General features: G+C 71.9%; 13 protein-coding genes. 5 read left to right on the top strand and 8 right to left on the bottom strand.

The genetic code is table 11. From position 1 onward, the window contains the following. The first annotated feature begins 8 nt into the window (after positions 1-8). Complete coding sequence (locus ACTHMS_RS08775) at positions 9-179, top strand: TMEM165/GDT1 family protein (RefSeq protein WP_440306282.1); 171 nt, start codon at positions 9-11, stop codon at positions 177-179. 123 nt (positions 180-302) lie between these two features. On the opposite strand, the gene ACTHMS_RS08770 is transcribed toward ACTHMS_RS08775, so the two are convergent. Continuing rightward, positions 303-1799, bottom strand: a complete 1497-nt coding sequence (locus ACTHMS_RS08770; RefSeq protein WP_440306281.1) for a sulfatase family protein — start codon at positions 1797-1799, stop codon at positions 303-305. 181 nt (positions 1800-1980) lie between these two features. Here ACTHMS_RS08770 and hppD point away from each other — a divergent pair, with 181 nt between their 5' ends. Continuing rightward, the gene (hppD, locus tag ACTHMS_RS08765) at positions 1981-3171 is read left to right on the top strand and encodes a 4-hydroxyphenylpyruvate dioxygenase (RefSeq protein WP_440306280.1); all 1191 of its coding nucleotides are present in this window, start codon (positions 1981-1983) and stop codon (positions 3169-3171) included. 9 nt (positions 3172-3180) lie between these two features. Continuing rightward, positions 3181-4254, top strand: coding sequence for a histidinol-phosphate transaminase (gene hisC / locus ACTHMS_RS08760; protein WP_440306279.1), 1074 nt, complete (start codon positions 3181-3183; stop codon positions 4252-4254). A gap of 238 nt (positions 4255-4492) precedes the next feature. Here hisC and ACTHMS_RS08755 read toward each other — a convergent pair whose 3' ends face one another. Together ACTHMS_RS08755 and ACTHMS_RS08750 are read right to left on the bottom strand one after the other, a co-directional pair. After that, positions 4493-5440: a DUF4349 domain-containing protein gene (locus ACTHMS_RS08755; RefSeq protein WP_440306278.1), complete on the bottom strand. Its 948-nt coding sequence runs from the start codon at positions 5438-5440 to the stop codon at positions 4493-4495. Between the two features lie 62 nt (positions 5441-5502). After that, the gene (locus ACTHMS_RS08750) at positions 5503-6918 is read right to left on the bottom strand and encodes an NAD-dependent malic enzyme (protein WP_440306277.1); all 1416 of its coding nucleotides are present in this window, start codon (positions 6916-6918) and stop codon (positions 5503-5505) included. A 180-nt stretch (positions 6919-7098) separates the two neighbouring features. Between ACTHMS_RS08750 and ACTHMS_RS08745 the strand changes: the two genes are divergently transcribed. After that, positions 7099-11940: an NAD-glutamate dehydrogenase gene (locus ACTHMS_RS08745; protein ID WP_440306276.1), complete on the top strand. Its 4842-nt coding sequence runs from the start codon at positions 7099-7101 to the stop codon at positions 11938-11940. A gap of 118 nt (positions 11941-12058) precedes the next feature. On the opposite strand, the gene ACTHMS_RS08740 is transcribed toward ACTHMS_RS08745, so the two are convergent. The 5 genes from ACTHMS_RS08740 to msrA form a co-directional block, all read right to left on the bottom strand. Beyond that, positions 12059-12460: an ATP-binding protein gene (locus tag ACTHMS_RS08740; protein WP_440306275.1), complete on the bottom strand. Its 402-nt coding sequence runs from the start codon at positions 12458-12460 to the stop codon at positions 12059-12061. Positions 12461-12555: 95 nt separating this feature from the next. Further along, a complete protein-coding gene (locus tag ACTHMS_RS08735; RefSeq protein ID WP_440306274.1) occupies positions 12556-13443 on the bottom strand; it encodes a glycerophosphodiester phosphodiesterase in 888 nt (295 codons plus the stop codon). A 45-nt stretch (positions 13444-13488) separates the two neighbouring features. Then, complete coding sequence (locus ACTHMS_RS08730; protein ID WP_440306273.1) at positions 13489-13833, bottom strand: rhodanese-like domain-containing protein; 345 nt, start codon at positions 13831-13833, stop codon at positions 13489-13491. Between the two features lie 10 nt (positions 13834-13843). After that, the gene (locus tag ACTHMS_RS08725) at positions 13844-14719 is read right to left on the bottom strand and encodes an Fpg/Nei family DNA glycosylase (RefSeq protein WP_440306272.1); all 876 of its coding nucleotides are present in this window, start codon (positions 14717-14719) and stop codon (positions 13844-13846) included. A gap of 266 nt (positions 14720-14985) precedes the next feature. Then, complete coding sequence (msrA, locus tag ACTHMS_RS08720; RefSeq protein ID WP_440306271.1) at positions 14986-15645, bottom strand: peptide-methionine (S)-S-oxide reductase MsrA; 660 nt, start codon at positions 15643-15645, stop codon at positions 14986-14988. A gap of 103 nt (positions 15646-15748) precedes the next feature. On the opposite strand from msrA, the gene ACTHMS_RS08715 reads away from it, so the two are divergent. After that, positions 15749-16030, top strand: a complete 282-nt coding sequence (locus tag ACTHMS_RS08715; RefSeq protein ID WP_440306270.1) for a DUF6191 domain-containing protein — start codon at positions 15749-15751, stop codon at positions 16028-16030. The last annotated feature ends 539 nt before the right edge of the window (positions 16031-16569 follow it).

Here is a 16569-nt window from a genome sequence, read left to right as displayed (position 1 = left end):
GCCCGGCAATCGCGACGGGGCTGGGTGCGTTCGTCGCGCTGGTCGCCGTCGCCGTGCTCGCCGCGTCCCTCGGACGCAGCCTGGTGAAGCGCATCCCACTGCACCTCATCCACGGGGTCGCCGGCGTCCTGTTCGCCGTCTTCGCCGTCATCGCCGCGGTGAGCGCCGCCCGCGGCTGACCTTCTGCTGCCCCGCCGGTGTGTGGCGACGCAGCGGGGGGTGGCGCGGCGTGTCAGCCCGCAGCGTCGCCACACCGCCGGGTGGGCCGGGCCTCCGCGCGACCGCCGCTCAGCCGACGCCGCTCAGGCGGCGGCGCGGTCGGCGGCGAGGCAGGCGGCGTGGCCGTGGCACGTCTCGAGGCGGTGCAGCCAGGCCGAGAGCCGCGCGACCGTGGCCCGGACGGCGGGACTCGACGAGCCGGCCAGGTTGTCGGTCTCGAACGGGTCGTGCCGCAGGTCGTAGTACTCGCGCTCGCCGTCGACGTACTCGACGTAGAGGGCGTCCTTGGTGCGCAGCGCCTCGTAGCTCGGCGGGCGCCCTTCGAGCACGACCTGGTGGTCGGGATCGTCCTTCACCTGCTGGCCGTGGTGCTCGACGAGCGCGGCCTGCTGCGGCCAGGCCGCCGATGGGACGCGGCCGGTCAAGAGCGGGCCGAGGTCGATGCCGTCGGGGTCGGTCGGCAGCGTCGTGTGCGCCCACGCGGCGAAGGTGGGCGCCAGGTCGATGCTCTGGGTGACGGCGTCGATCGTGCTGCCCGGCCGGATGCCCGGGCCGGCGATGATCAACGGCACGTGCGTGTCGGTGTCGAAGGCGGTCTGCTTGCCGACGCGCAGCCGGTAGTCGCCCATGTGGTAGCCGTTGTCGGAGCTGAAGACGAAGTAGGTGTTCTGCAGCACCCCTTGCTGTTGCAACGCCTGTTGCAACTGGCCGACCGTGCGGTCGACCTCCTGCACCGACTCGACACGCTTGCGGAAGGCATCGTCGAAGTGCCGGCCGTCGTGTGCCGTCAGCGGCGGGATGCCGGCGAGCCACTTGGGCGCGTGCTGCGGCGTCACGCCGTACGCCGGTGTGCGCGGCACGGTGATCCCCGGAAAGGTGCCCACGTCCTGCGGTGCGGCGACGTACGGCCAGTGCGGCGAGAACGGCGCGACCTCGACGGCGAAGGGCTTGCCGGTCGCCACCGCCGAGCGCACGAACGAGGTCGCCTGGCCCGCCAGTCTCGTCCCGAGGTAGTCGGAAGGCTGGTAGCCGACCGTCGTCGAGTGGCCGTTGTCGTTCACCGCGTAGCCGTACTGGTAGTAGCCGTAGCCGCTGACCCACCAGTCGTCCCAGCCGGGTGGCAGCGGGCTGCGGGTGTCGTACCGGTTCAGGTACTTGCCGAGCATCCCGGTGAAGTAGCCCGCCCGGTGCAGTGCGAGCCCGTAGTTCTTGGCCGGACCGCCGAAGTGGTCGAACGCGCGCACACCGCCGTCGGCGCCGGCATTGGTGAAGACGCCGTCGTCGTGCGGGTACTGCCCGGTGAAGATGGCGGCGCGCGACGGGCAGCACAGCGAGTCGACGACGAAGTAGTTCGAGAAGCTCGCGCCCTCGCGTGCCAGCGCCTGCACGTGGGGCATGAACGGCAGCAGGTTCGTGGACAGGTCGTCGGCCAGGACGAAGACGATGTTCGGACGCCCGGTGAACTGCACCAGCCGCCGGTCGTCACGGTGCGGCTCCTTGGCCGGTGTGGTGCAGGCCGCCAGCAGCAGGCACCCGAGCGCCGCGACCAGCATGGGGACGACACGCGAGCGGCGGAGCACGCCGAGATCATCGCAATCGACGCCTGTGCCCGCGCGGTGCTCACGCCGCGCTCTCATGCGCACGGCTCGACTGGGCAAGCTGCACAGTACTGTTGGATTCACGCTGCTCAATCTGTGCAATCGGATCACTTGGCACCGGACGAGTTGCCCAGTGGGCGACGGCGGGCGCAGGCTCGCTGTCATGACCTCCGTCGAACTCACCCCCGAAGAGCGCGAGGCCCAGTTGACCGTCGAGCGGCTGCGGCAGCTGGTCGGCCTGGTCGACCACGACGAGCGCACCGACCCGTTCCCCGTGACCGCGCTGGACGCGGTGGTCTTCGTCGCCGGCAACGCCACGCAGAGCGCCCAGTTCTACCGCTCGGCGTTCGGCATGGAGCTCGTCGCCTACACCGGCCCCGAGACCGGCAACCGCGATCACAAGGGCTTCGTGCTGCGCGCGGGCTCGGCCCGCTTCGTCGTCCTCGGCGCCGTCGACCCGGCATCGTCGCTCGCCGACCACCACCGCGCACACGGCGACGGCGTCATCGACCTGCCGCTCGAGGTGCCCGACGTCGACCGCTGCATCGCCCACGCGCGCGAGCAGGGCGCGACGATCCTGGACGAGCCGCACGACGTCAGCGACGAGCACGGCACGGTGCGCGTGGCCGCGATCGCCGCCTACGGGCAGACCCGGCACACCCTCGTCGACCGCTCGCGCTACCGCGGCCCCTACCTGCCCGGCTGGGTCGCGCGCACGGCGCCGGCGATGGTCGAGCAGCGGCTGTTCCAGGCCGTCGACCACTGCGTCGGCAACGTCGAGCTCGGCCACATGGACGAGTGGGTCGAGTTCTACCGCCGCGTCATGGGCTTCACCAACATGGCCGAGTTCGTCGGCGACGACATCGCCACCGACTACAGCGCGCTCATGAGCAAGGTCGTCGCGAACGGCAACCACCGGGTGAAGTTCCCGCTCAACGAGCCGGCGATCGCCAAGAAGAAGTCGCAGATCGACGAGTTCCTCGAGTTCTACGGCGGCCCCGGGGTGCAGCACATCGCGCTGGCCACCAACGACATCCTGCGCACCACCGACGAGATGCGCGCCCGCGGCATCGAGTTCCTCGACACCCCCGACTCGTACTACGACGACCCCGAGCTGCGCGCCCGCATCGGCCACGTGCGGGTGCCGATCGAGCAGCTGCGCGAGCGACGCATCCTGGTCGACCGCGACGAGGACGGCTACCTGCTGCAGATCTTCACCAAGCCCGTCGGCGACCGTCCGACCGTCTTCTTCGAGCTCATCGAGCGGCACGGCTCGCTCGGCTTCGGCAAGGGCAACTTCAAGGCCCTCTTCGAGGCGATCGAGCGCGAGCAGGACAAGCGCGGGAATCTCTAGGATTCCAGCGTGGTGAGACTGCGCCCGGTGCTGAGCACCCTCCCGTCCTACGTGCCCGGACGAACGGTGCCCGGCGCGATCAAGCTGGCCAGCAACGAGGTGCCGTACCCGCCGCTGCCGTCGGTGCTCGAGCGCATCACCGCCGCGGCGGCGGGCATGAACCGCTACCCCGACAACGCGTCGACGGCGCTCACGGACGCCATCGCCGCGCGGGCGGGGGTCGACGCCGCGCAGGTCGCGATCGGCTGCGGATCGGTCTCGCTGTGCACGCAGCTGGTGCAGGCGGTCGCCGACGCCGACGACGAGGTGGTCTACGCCTGGCGGTCGTTCGAGGCGTACCCGATCATCGCCGCGGTCAGCGGTGCGTCGTCGGTGCAGGTGCCGCTGCACGACCACACGCACGACCTGGACGAGATGGCGGCCCGCATCACCGGCAAGACCCGCCTGGTCTTCGTCTGCAACCCGAACAACCCCACCGGCACGGTCGTGCACCGCGACGAGCTGCTGCGCTTCCTGCGGGCCGTGCCCGAGGACGTGGTCGTCTGCCTGGACGAGGCCTACCGCGAGTTCGTCCGCGACAACGCCGTGCCCGACGGCCTGACCCTGCTCGACGCGCACCCGAACCTGGTCGTGCTGCGCACGTTCTCGAAGGCCTACGGGCTGGCCGGCCTGCGCGTCGGCTACGCCGTCGCCGCCGACCCCGCGCTGGCGGCCGCGCTGCGGCAGACGCAGGTGCCGTTCGCGGTGACGACCGTGGCGCAGGAGGCCGCGCTCGCCTCGCTCGAGCCCGCCGCCGAGAAGGAACTGCTCGAGCGGGTCGACGAGCTCGTCGCCGAGCGCACGCGCGTGGCCGACGCGTTGCGTGCGCAGGGCTGGGAGATCCCGCCGACGGAGGCGAATTTCGTCTGGTTCCCGCTGGGCGACGCAACGGCCGACTTCGCCGCGGGCTGCGAGGCACGGGGGCTGATCGTCCGGGCCTTCGCCGGCGTCGGTGCCCGCGTCACGATCGGCACCCGCGACGAGAACGAGCGGCTGCTGGCGGCGACCGCCGAGCTCCGTCCGGTCGTCACCGGCGCGGTGTGATCCGGACACGTCGCGGTAACCCGGCGCGGGCACGCTCGTTCCAACCGATGTCGTCATCGGAGGGGATCACGGATGAGCAGCACCGCCGCACCACGGCCCACCAGCGTCGCCAACCCGCGGCGCACGCGCCTCGCCGAGCGCACGCAGCCGACACCGCCGGTGCAGACGCCGCCCGCGCGTTGATCAACACCCGTCCGAGCCACCTGGGGGCGGCGTGGACGGGTGTCGATCACGGCGGCTACTCCGCCGCAGGGGTCGGCGGCCGCCGCCGCGGGCGCTTGAGCCCGGCCAGGCGTGCGGCGCCGGCCAGCACCAGCAGCAGCGCCACGAACGGCAGCACCGCACCCGCCGCCGTCGCCACGTGCGAGGCGCCGGCGACGAACGCGTCCCACCCCCGCTGCAGCCCGCCGACGAACCCGGTGCGGTCGCGGTGGTGCCTGACAACCGCCGCCTTCGTGGCGGTGACCAGGTCGAGCGTCACCGTGGCGAGGTCGGTCTCGTGCTGCAGCGCCCGCTGCTGGGCCTGCAGCGACTCGAGGTCCGACTGGCGCTGCGCGAGGGTCTGCTCGACCTGCAGCACCTGGTCGAGCGGCTGGCCCGGGCGCTCGTAGAGCCCCTGCAGCGTCGCGATCTCGGCAGTGAGCGACGTGACGCGGCTGTTCACGTCCGCGACCTGCTGGGTGACGTCCTGCGTGGACGACGACCGCGACTGCTCGTGCCCGAGCGCCGACAGGTTGTGCAACGCCTGTTGCAGGTTGTCGGGCAGCACGCGCACGATCACCGTCGCGTGCGCGTGGGCACCGGCAACGCGGTCGTCGCCGTCGACCTCACCGCCGTAGCGGGTGGCGATCTCGCCCGCCTTGTCCGCGGCGGCCGCGACGTCGCTCGCGTGCGCGATCGCCACGGTCATGTCGACGTGCACGATCTTGCTGCCGCCGAGATCGAGCCGCGCCATCGTGGCGGTCGAGCGCTTGCCACTGGCGCTCTCGGCGCTGCTGCCGCCGGCCGACGAGTACGAGGTGCCCCCGTCGACCGTCCCGCGCGGTGCCTGTCCGACGGCGGGCTCCGTGGCGGCGGCCCCGTTCACCGACGACCCGGCCGAGCCATCCGATCCCGTGCACGCGCCGAGCACCGCCGTCGCCGTCACCGCGGCGACCGATGCCGCCGCCACCCTCGTCCACCGCATCGTCCGCACCCCTGCCGGGTCGGCGGCCGGGCGGCCGCGTCCAGCCGGATGGACGAGACGGGTCAGTCGGCGGGTTCCGCGGCGCGGGCCGCCTCCGCCGCCTGGCGCACCGCCTCGGCGACCGCCTTGGGCACATCGGGGTCGAAGACCGACGGCACGATGAACGACGCGTTGAGGGCCTCGTCCGAGACACAGGACGCGAGGGCCGCGGCGGCCGACAGCAGCATCGACGGGGTGATCTCGCGGGCGCGCGCGTCGAGCAGGCCGCGGAAGACGCCCGGGAACGCGAGCACGTTGTTGATCTGGTTCGGGTAGTCGCTGCGTCCGGTCGCGAGCACCGCGGCGAGGTGGGACGCGGCGTCGACGTCGACCTCCGGGTCGGGGTTGGCCAGCGCGAAGACCACCGGCTGCGGTGCCATGTCGCGGATCCAGTCGGCCGCGAGCACTCCCGGTCCGCTGACACCGACGAAGACGTCCGCGCCGTGCAACGCGTCGTGCAGCGTGCCGGTGACCCCGGCCGGGTTGGTGAGCTCGGCCAGGCGTTGCTTCGCCGGTGACAGCGCCGGGTCGCCCGGTGCGAGCACGCCCTCGCGGTCCCAGACGAGCAGGTGCCGGGCACCCGCCTCGACCAGCAGCGACACGATGGCGGTGCCGGCCGCACCACCGCCCGCGACGACGATGCGGGCGTCCGGCAGCTGCTTGCCGACACAGCGCAGCGCGTTCGTCAGGGCGGCCACGACGACGATGGCGGTGCCGTGCTGGTCGTCGTGGAAGACGGGGATGTCGAGGGCGTCGCGCAGCCGCCGCTCGATCTCGAAGCAGCGCGGCGCCGAGATGTCCTCGAGGTTGATGCCGCCGAACCCGGGCGCGATCGCCCGCACGACCTGCACGATCTCGTCGGTGTCCTGGGTGTCGAGGCAGATCGGCCACGCGTCGATGTCGGCGAAGCGCTTGAACAGCGCGGCCTTGCCCTCCATCACCGGCAGCGCCGCGCCCGGACCGATGTTGCCGAGCCCGAGCACTGCGGAACCGTCGGTGACCACGGCGACCGAATTGCCCTTCACGGTCAGCTTCGCGACGTCCTCGGGGTGCGCGGCGAGCGCCAGCGACACGCGTCCGACGCCTGGTGTGTAGGCCATGGACAGGTCGTCGCGCGTGCGCAGCGGCACCTTCGACTGCACCGAGATCTTGCCGCCGAGGTGCAGCAGGAAGGTGCGGTCGCTGACCCGGTGCACGGTCACGTCGGGCACCGCGCGCAGCGCCGCGACGATCTCCTCGGCGTGCGCGCCGTCGAGCGCGGAGCAGCTGATGTCGAGGGTGATGCGGTCGCCGCGCGACTCGGGCACGTCGACGGCGGTCACGAGGCCGCCGGCCGCGCCGACGGCGGTCGCCACCTCACCGACGACGCTCGCGGACGGTCGGGCGTAGATGCGCACGGTGATGCCGTAGGACGCACTGGTCGGAAGCGGTCGGGCCACGGGGTCGATCCTGCTCGACCTGCGCCGTCAACTCCACCGACGGGGGTGCCGAGCGCTCCGCAGCTGTGGAACTCGACCGGCCCGTTCCCTTGCCGATGGGACTTCCGGTGGAAGGATGGCCGGTGCTGGGAAGTGCAGCGGGTAGAGCGCGAGACGTCAACGAGGACGGGTAGCACGACCATGACGGATGTACGCGGCGAGGTCATCGCCGGTGTCGACGGGGCGGCCTTCGCCCGACGGTTCCTGGCGCATGCCGGCAGCCAACTGCCCGGGCGGCCGACGCACGTGCTCGTGCGTCTCGCGTCGGACTTCCTGCGCGCCGGGCGCCGCCGTGCCGCGGACGAGACCTTCGTGTCCGTCCACGACCTGGACGCCGACACCACCGCCGTCGACATCGTCAGCGCCGACGCGCCCTACCTCGTCGACTCGGTGCGGGTCGAGCTCGAGCGGATGGGCCACGGCGTCACCCGCGTGCTGCACCCGCAGATCGTCGTCGACCGCGACGCCGACGGCGAGCTCACCCGCATCCACGACATCGACGACGCCGCGGACGTGCCCGCCGGCGCGGTGGTCGAGTCGTGGATGCACTTCGAGATCGAGCACGTGCCCAGCGACGTGCAGCAGGACCTGATCCGCCGCAACATCACCCGGGTGCTGCTCGACGTGCTGCACGCCGTCGAGGACGCCCCGGCGATGTACGAGCTGATCCGCCGGCTGGCCGACGAGCTCACCGTCGACCCCGGCCAGTTCGACCGCGAGACCAGCGAGGAGGCCGGGGCGCTGCTGCGCTGGCTGGCCGACGGCAACTACATGATCCTCGGGCACGCGTCGTACTCGGCCAACGAGCTCGCCAACCTGAACGCCCGCACCGACGAGGACGACGACACGCAGGGCGTGCTGCGGGGTGCTGCCCGCATCTCGCCGATCGAGCTGCTGCCGGCCTACCGCGCCGGCGCCCCGATGCTGATCTTCAAGTCGCCGCTCGTGTCGACGGTGCGCCGCGCTGCCCACTACGACTGCGTCGTCGTGGTGCCGCCCCGCGGCGGCCGCGGTGAGGACACCCTGCACGTCTTCCTCGGCCTCATCACCAACGCCGAGGACGGCGTGGTCGGCCGGGTGCCGGTGGTGCGCCGCCGCATCGCCGAGATCCTGCTGCGCTCGGGCGTGCGCGCCGACAGCCACACCGGACGCCGGTTGCTGGCCGCGCTGCGCACCCTGCCGCGCGACGAACTGCTCGAGGCGCCGACGGCCGACCTGCTGCGGCTGGCGCAGCTCGTCGTCGACCGCGCCGAACGCGGCACGGTCGGCGTCTTCGCCCGCGTGCACCTCAACCGCGACTTCGTCAGCGTGCTGGTCTACTTCCCGGCCGGCCGCTTCGGCCCGGACACCCGCCGCCGCGTGCACGAGGTCATCTCGCGCTACTGGCCGGGCGAGATCATCGGGTCGGACGACCGCCTGGTCGAGCTCGACCTCGCCCGCATGCAGCTGCTGATCGCGATCCGGCCGGGCACCCAGCCGCCGCAGCCCGACCGCGCCGCCGTCGAGGCCGAGGTCGGCAGGGCCACCCGCCGGTGGCGCGACGACCTGCGCGACCTGCTGGTCGAGGCGGTCGGCGACGACGAGGCCACCCGGCTCATGCGCACCTACGCGGACGCGCTGCCCGAGGCGTACAAGGAGGACTTCGGCCCGGCCACCGGCGTCCAGGACCTCTGCAAGCTCGACTCGCTGCCGCGTGAGAACGGTCTCGGCTTCCAGCTCTACACGCCCGAGGACGAGGACGAGCCCGCCGACCGCCGCCTCAAGGTATTCCGCACCGGCCAGGCCGTGTCGCTCGCGAAGGCGCTGCCGATCTTCGCCCAGACCGGCATCGAGGTGCTCGACGAATGGCCCTACGAGGTCACGCTCGCGAAGCTTGCGAGCGGGCCGGACAGCACTGCGGGCGACGACCACACCGTCTGGATCTACGACTTCGGCCTGCGCCTGCCCGCCGGCGTCGACCTGGACGAGACCACCGCCGCCAACATGGTCGAGGCCTTCCGGCTGCTGTGGCTCGAGCAGATCGAGCAGGACGGCTTCAACGCGCTCGTCGTCCGTGGCGGGCTGACGTGGTGGCAGGCGAACCTGCTGCGGGCCTACGCCAAGTACCTGCGGCAGGCGGGCATCCCCTACAGCCAGGGCTACATCGAGCAGACGCTCGTCGAGAACGCCGGCATCGCCCGCGCGCTCGTCGGGCTGTTCGAGGCGCGCTTCGACCCGGCGCGCGAGAACGAGGCGCCCATCGTCAGCGGCGCGGGTGGCACCGTCGCCCGGGTCGACGCGATCGAGCAGCTGCTCGCCGACGTCGCCAGCCTCGACCAGGACCGCATCCTGCGCTCGATCCTGGCGCTCATCAACGCCACGCTGCGCACCAACGCCTACCGCACCGACCCGGTGCCGGCGGGCGGTGCGGGCACTGCCGACGACGGCCAGCGGCGCACCGCGCTGGCGTTCAAGCTCGACCCGCGGCTGGTGCCGGACCTGCCCGCCCCGCGTCCGCGCTTCGAGATCTGGGTCTACTCGAAGCGGGTCGAGGGCGTGCACCTGCGCTTCGGCGCGGTGGCGCGCGGCGGTCTGCGCTGGAGCGACCGGCGCGAGGACTTCCGCACCGAGATCCTCGGCCTGGTGAAGGCGCAGACGGTGAAGAACGCGGTGATCGTGCCGACCGGCGCGAAGGGCGGGTTCGTCGCCAAGCAGCTGCCCGACCCCAACCTCGACCGCGAGGCGTGGCTGGCCGAGGGCATCGCCTGCTACCGCACCTTCATCAGCTGCCTGCTCGACCTCACCGACAACTACGTCACCCAGACCGACGGCGCCCAGCACGTGATGCCGCCGCCGCAGGTGCGCCGCTACGACGCCGACGACCCGTACCTCGTCGTCGCCGCCGACAAGGGCACCGCCACGTTCAGCGACATCGCCAACGGCATCGCGCTCGACTACGGCTTCTGGCTCGGCGACGCGTTCGCGTCCGGCGGTTCGGTGGGCTACGACCACAAGGCCATGGGCATCACCGCCCGCGGCGCGTGGGAGTCGGTGAAGTACCACTTCCGCGAGCTCGGCGTGGACATCCAGACCGAGCCGTTCACCGTCGTCGGCGTCGGCGACATGTCGGGCGACGTCTTCGGCAACGGCATGCTGCTGTCCGAGCAGATCCGCCTCGTGGCCGCGTTCGACCACCGGCACATCTTCCTCGACCCCGAGCCCGACGTCGCCCGGTCGTACGCCGAGCGACGCCGCCTGTTCGATCTGCCGCGCTCGTCCTGGGCCGACTACGACCGCTCGCTCATCTCGGCCGGCGGCGGGGTGCACCCGCGCACGCTGAAGTCGATCCCGATCACGCCGCAGGTCGCCGCCGCCCTCGGGCTGCCCGCCGGCATCACCGCGATGACGCCGGCCGAGCTGATGCGCGCGATCCTGCTCGCACCCGTCGACCTGCTGTGGAACGGCGGCATCGGCACCTACGTCAAGGCCTCGAGTGAGACCAACGCGGCGGTCGGCGACAAGGCCAACGACGCCATCCGCGTCAACGGCAGCGAACTGCGCTGCAAGGTCGTCGGCGAGGGCGGCAACCTCGGCTGCACGCAGCTCGGGCGGGTCGAGTTCGCCCTGCGCGGCGGGCACATCAACACCGACGCCATCGACAACTCGGCGGGCGTCGACACGTCCGACCACGAGGTCAACATCAAGATCCTGCTCGACCGCGGCGTCGCGTCCGGGCGGATCACGCGCGACGAGCGCAATCGGCTGCTCGAGGCGGTCACCGACGACGTCGCCGCGCACGTGCTGCGCGACAACTACGGCCAGAACGTGCTGCTCGGCATGGCGCGGCGCATCAACCCCGCCATGATCAGCGTGCACCAGCGCTTCATGCAGGAGCTCGAGGCCGAGGGCAGCCTCGACCGCCGCCTCGAGTTCCTGCCGTCGGACGAGGAGATCGCCGAGCGGGAGGCCCGCGGCATCGGCCTGTGCTCACCCGAGAACTCGGTGCTCGTCGCCTACTCGAAGATCACCCTCACCCGGCAGCTCGAGGACTCGACGCTGCCGGACGAGGCGTTCTTCCAACGGGTGCTGTCGCGGTACTTCCCCCCGCTCATCGCCGAGCGCTTCGCCGACGACCTGGTGAACCACCCGCTGGCCCGCGAGATCACCACCACGGTCGTGGTGAACGACATGATCAACCGCAGCGGCACCACGTTCGTCCACCGTGCGGTCGAGGAGACCGGCTCGACGCCGGCCGAGATCACCCGCGCCTACGCCGTCACGCGTGAGGTGTTCGGGCTCGGCGAGCTCTGGGCCGACATCGAGTCGCTCGACAACAAGGTGCCGACGGCCGCCCAGCACGCCGGCTACCAGGAGATCCGGCGGCTCATCGACCGCGCCACGCGGTGGTTCGTCGACGTCCGCTTCCCGATCACCGACATCCTCGGCGAGATCGAGCGGTTCCGCCCGACCATCGCCGAGCTCAGCGGCGACACCACCGAGCTGCTCTGCGGTGCCGAGCGCGAGGTGCTCTTCGCCGACACCGAGAAGCTGGTGGCGCTCGGCCTGCCGCGCGAGCTGTCGCTGCGCATCTCGTCGCTGCTGTCGGCGTTCCTGCTGCTCGACGTGGTCGAGATCGCGGCCACGACCGGCCATGACGCCGCGGAGGTCGCGCGTCTGCACTACGCGCTGTCGGAGGAGTTCTGCGTCGACGAGATGCTGACCTGCATCACCCACCTGCCGCGCGACGACCGCTGGTCGACGCTCGCCCGCGGTGCAGTGCGGCACGACGTCTACGCGGCGCTGGCCGCCGTCACGACCGCGGTGCTGCGCACGACCGCCGACGAGCGGCTCACCGCGCGCCAGCGGGTCGACGCGTGGGAGACCGCGAACAGCGAGCGGGTCGGCCGCGCGCGGTCGACGATCCGGGCCGCGCTCGAGCGCGAGACGGTCGACCTCGCCACCCTGTCCGTCGCCCTGCGCGTGATGCGCTCGCTGACCGCCTGAACCGCCTCACCGCCTGACCGCGAGCGCCGCCCGACGACGCGAAAACCCCCTGCTCCGGCCCGTTTTCGAGCTCGCAAACGGGCCAGAGCGGGGGGCTCGCGCCGCGAGGTGGCGGTGCTCAGTGCTGCAGGGGGATGCGGGCCCAGACGCACTTGCCGCGGTCGGTGCGGTCGACGCCCCCGTCAGCGGCGTGGGCCTCGACGATCGCGAGGCCCCGTCCGTCCGGCTGCCGGTCGCCGGCCTCGCGCCGGCGCGGCTCGGCGGCCGAGCCGTCCTCGACCTTGATCACCAGGGCGTCGTCGAGGATGTCCCAGCGCACGTCGATCCGGCCGGACGTGGAGCCCTCGGTGACGGGGATGCCGTGCCGGATGGCGTTGCCGACGAGCTCACTGGCGACCAGCACCGCGTCGTCGATGCAGCCCTGCTCGACGCGGAACTGGGACAGTTCGGCGGCGAGCTCGTGCCGCACGACCGCTGCGCTCGCAGGGTCGTGGTGCACCGGCAGCGTGCCCACACTCACCCGTCCTCCCGTCGTCCGTCCACGGGTATGTCCCCACGCGATGCCGGTGACTAACCCGGCGGACCCGTCTGGTGGGTCTCACCGCGATCTTGACATCAGCCGCCGAGCTGTTCGAGCACCTCGGCCGGGCGGTTCGTGATGATCGTGTCGACCCCCAGGTCGCGGACGAACTCGACCTCGTCCGGTTCGTCCACGGTCCAGACGAACACCCGGTGGCCGCGGGCGTGGGCGCGGGCGACGAAGTCCGGATCGGCCTGCAGCACGTGCAGTCCCGGCCCGGCGATGGTGGTACCGGGTGGCAGGATCGCGCCGCGCCGGGTGGGCAGCAGCAGCCGCTCGAGCAGCAGCACCGTGGGCAGCGCGGGCGCCTGCAGCCGCACCCGACGGATCGCCGTCGGCGCGAAGCTCATCACGATGACCTGGGCGTCCGGGTCGGGTGCCTGGCGCAGGCTCGCCGGTGGCCCGGGCGGCCCGGCCCACCCGAAGCGGGCCAGCGTCTCGACCAGGGTCTTCTCGACCAGGCCGCCGTAGCGCGTGGGGTGCTTGGTCTCGATGAGCAGCGAGATGCGCCGGGGCGCGTCGCGGACGAGCTCCAGCAGCGTCTCGAGCGTCAGCACCCCTGCGCCCGGACGCACGTGGTCGGGCGCCACGCCGGCGAGGTAGGGCGAGTCGGTGAGCAGGTGGTCGGCCGAGTGCGGCAGCTCGCCGTACCACGACTCGAAGTCGACGCCGCTGAGCTCGTCGAGCGCGAACTCGCTGACGACACCCCGCGAGCTGGACGTGCGATTGATCGTGCGGTCGTGCACGCAGACGAGGTGGCCGTCGCGGGTCAGCCGCACGTCACACTCGAGGTCGTCGGCGCCCGAGTCGATCGCCGCCTCGTACGCGGCCAGCGTGTGCTCGGCGACCGCCCAGGACGCCCCGCGGTGCGCGACGACGAACGGGCGGGTGGTGCCGCTGCGCGTGAGGGGGCGCGGTGTCACGGCGCCGATTGTGCTCGTCGCGCGGTGTGCTCGGGCCCGACCCGCTCAGGCCACCATCGGGGCGTCGCCGGTCTCACTCACCATCGGCCGGCCCGCCGCGGCCCAGGCCAGCATGCCGCCGTCCAGATTGACCGCGTCGTACCCCTGCCGGTTCAGCCAGGCGGTGACGTGGGCCGAGCGTCCGCCGACCTTGCACACCACGACCACCGGGGTGTCGGGCGTGATCGGGCCGGGCTCGTAGGCGAGCCGCTGCGGCAGCGAGTTCATCGGCACGTGCACGGCGCCGTCGATGTGCCCGTGCGCCCACTCGTCCGGCTCACGCACGTCGAGGATGACCGCCCCTGCGGGCAGCTCGCTGACATCGACGGTGGGGACGTCCCAAGGATTCACTCGTGGCCTCTCACTTGAGCAGTTTCGACAACCGGCGGTCGGCGAGTTCGCGTCCCTCGGTCTGGCAGGTCGGGCAGTACTGGAACGAGCGGTCGGCGAACGACACCGACTTCACTGTGTCGCCGCAGACCGGGCAGGGCAGGCCGTCGCGGGCGTGCACGCGCAGGCCGCTGCGCTTCTCGCCCTTCAGCGTCGCCGCCTGCTGCCCGACCGACCGCTCGACCGCGTCGGTGAGCACGGTGCGCATCGCTTCGAACAGCCGGGTCAGCTCGTCGTCGGTGAGTTTCGCGGCGACCTTGAACGGCGACAGCCGCGCAGTGTGCAGGATCTCGTCGCTGTAGGCGTTGCCGATGCCGGCGAGCACGCCCTGGTCGGTGAGCGCCCGCTTGACCTGCTGGCGCTGGTCGCGCAACAGCACGGCGAGCTGCTCGCGGTCGACGGCGAGGGCGTCGGGTCCGAGGCGGGCGATGCCGGGCACCTCGACCGGGTCGCGCACCAGGTAGACCGCGAGCCGCTTCTGCGTGCCCTGTTCGGTGAGGTCGAAGCCGGCCGTCGGCCCCCCGTCGAACTCGGGGGCCAGGTGCAGCCGGAAGGCGATCGGCCCCTTCCCACCCGGACGCGGGGGCGCCGGTGGCAGGTTGTCGCGCCACTGCAGCCACCCCGCCCGCGACAGGTGGGTGATCAGGTGCAGCCCGCTGACGTCCAGGTCGAGGAACTTGCCGTGCCTGCTCGCGCCCGTGATCTCGGCGCCGCCCAGCGCCGACAGCGGCGGGTCGAACGTCTTCACCGCGTTGATGGCGGCGACGTCGGCGCGGGCGACGATGCGTCCGACCGCACGCTCGCGCAGGAACACCGCGAGCGCCTCGACCTCCGGGAGCTCGGGCATGCCGTCGAGGGTAATCGGCAGCGCGGCCCGCGTTGTCCCGCTGCACCAGGAAATGGGGCCGGGAAACCCGGCGCAGCGGGGCAAGGGAGATCGAGAACCCGGCGCAGCGGGGCAAGGCGCGTCCAGCACCAGGCGGAGCGGGGCGGGGCTGCCGGGCGAGCGCCGGGGCGTCGGGCGGTCCGTGCCGTCGACAGCACGGTGCCGTCGACAGCACGGTGATCATCGCGGTCCGGTGTACCGCCGGCGGTACACCAGACCCGTCTTGATCAGGCGGCGGGGTCGGCCAGCTGCTCGCGCGGGAAGGTCAGGCCGGTGGTGGCGTGGCAGCGGTAGCCGTTCGGCACCTTCGCGAGGTACTGCTGGTGATAGGCCTCGGCGTAGTAGAACTCGCCGAGCGGCGCGACCTCGGTGGTGATCGGGTCGTAGCCCTGCGCGGTCAGCGTGGCGCCGAAGGCGGCCTTGGCCTTCTCGGCGACGGCCCGCTGCGCCTCGGTCGTCCAGTAGATGCCCGAGCGGTACTGCGTGCCGACGTCGTTGCCCTGGCGCATGCCCTGGGTGGGGTCGTGCACCTCGAAGAAGGTCGCGACGAGCTCGCCGTAGCTGACGACCTCGGGGTCGAACACGACCAGGACGGCCTCGGTGTGCCCGGTGAGGCCCGAGCAGACCTCCTCGTAGTCCGGGTGCTTGGTGAAGCCGCCGGTGTAGCCGACCGCGGTCGTCCAGACGCCCGGCTTCTGCCAGAACACCTCCTCGGCGCCCCAGAAGCAGCCGAGCCCGAAGACGGCGGTCTGCAGTCCCTCGGGGAACGGCGGCTTGATCGGCCGGCCGGTGACGTAGTGGGTGGTCGGGACGACGAACTCGTACTGGTCGCGTCCGCGCAGGGCGCGCTCGGGGGACACCAACTCGGTCTTGCGGGTGAAGAACATGCCTCCAGGCTAGGGACGCAGCACCGCGGCTGCCACGGTCGACGGGGCGACGTCAGCGGATCGTCATGGTCGACCACGGATGGCTGGTCGTACGCTGTGAGACATGACGCAGTGGGGCCTCGACGCCCTCTTCAACCCGGCCAAGCGGCACATGGACGAGGAGAAGAGGCGGCTGCAGGCCACCCGCGAGCAGATCGGCGACAACTCGGGTGGCGACCGCATCGACCTCGACTCGGGGCGCGTCGTGATCAAGCGCAAGAAGGACGGCGCCGAGGCGGCGAAGACCGCGGAGGAGCAGGCCGACAGCGAGGCCGAGACGGAGCTCGAGCAGGTTGCCCAGGCCGAGCACGCGCCGACCATCGATCCGGACGGGTCGACCGGCTGACCGTCCGTCCCGCCCGCACGGGACCTTGGTCACGCAGCGTGACCGCTCGCACCGAGGTGCGGACAGCAGAAGGCCCCCGGAGGGCGGGGGATCCACCGGGGGCCTGTCGACAGCCGGAACCCGGTGAGCGGGGGATTCAACGGGGCCTGTGCTGTCATCTGCTGCGGCGATGCTCGATGAGCGGGGGATCCACCGACCATCACCGGTTTCGAAGCTGTTCAATTGTGCTTGCCTTGCCCGGCTCCGCGGCGGGGGTTCGCATCGCCTGACAGAGAGAACTCTACGTGAGATCTATGTGAGGTCAACCCTACGCAGCGAATTACAGCGCTGAAATTTTTACATGGAGCACACAGAGCGCGGACGAAGCGGGGCGAACCGGACACCAACGCGACCGAAGTTGGTGCGCATGCACTACCGCGACACGCCGGAGTAGGGAACCCACGGCCGCGGACACGCCGGGACGGGGACCGGCCCCCGGGGGAACCCGGGCCGCGACCGGTTCATTTAAAAGGGACAACAAACCCCCCCCCCCCAAAACT

This window comes from Jatrophihabitans sp. (assembly GCF_051960575.1).
Taxonomy (GTDB): Bacteria; Actinomycetota; Actinomycetes; order Mycobacteriales; family Jatrophihabitantaceae; genus JBQCEE01.
This window is presented reverse-complemented; position numbering and strand designations above follow the sequence as displayed.

What these genes read in the sequence shown, in the direction of transcription:
- hppD (WP_440306280.1), top strand. Translation starts at nt 1,981, where the DNA reads ATGACCTCCGTCGAACTCACCCCCGAAGAGCGCGAGGCCCAGTTGACC.
- ACTHMS_RS08755 (WP_440306278.1), bottom strand. Translation starts at nt 5,440, where the DNA reads ATGCGGTGGACGAGGGTGGCGGCGGCATCGGTCGCCGCGGTGACGGCG.
- ACTHMS_RS08745 (WP_440306276.1), top strand. Translation starts at nt 7,099, where the DNA reads ATGACGGATGTACGCGGCGAGGTCATCGCCGGTGTCGACGGGGCGGCC.
- ACTHMS_RS08725 (WP_440306272.1), bottom strand. Translation starts at nt 14,719, where the DNA reads ATGCCCGAGCTCCCGGAGGTCGAGGCGCTCGCGGTGTTCCTGCGCGAG.
- msrA (WP_440306271.1), bottom strand. Translation starts at nt 15,645, where the DNA reads ATGTTCTTCACCCGCAAGACCGAGTTGGTGTCCCCCGAGCGCGCCCTG.
- ACTHMS_RS08715 (WP_440306270.1), top strand. Translation starts at nt 15,749, where the DNA reads ATGACGCAGTGGGGCCTCGACGCCCTCTTCAACCCGGCCAAGCGGCAC.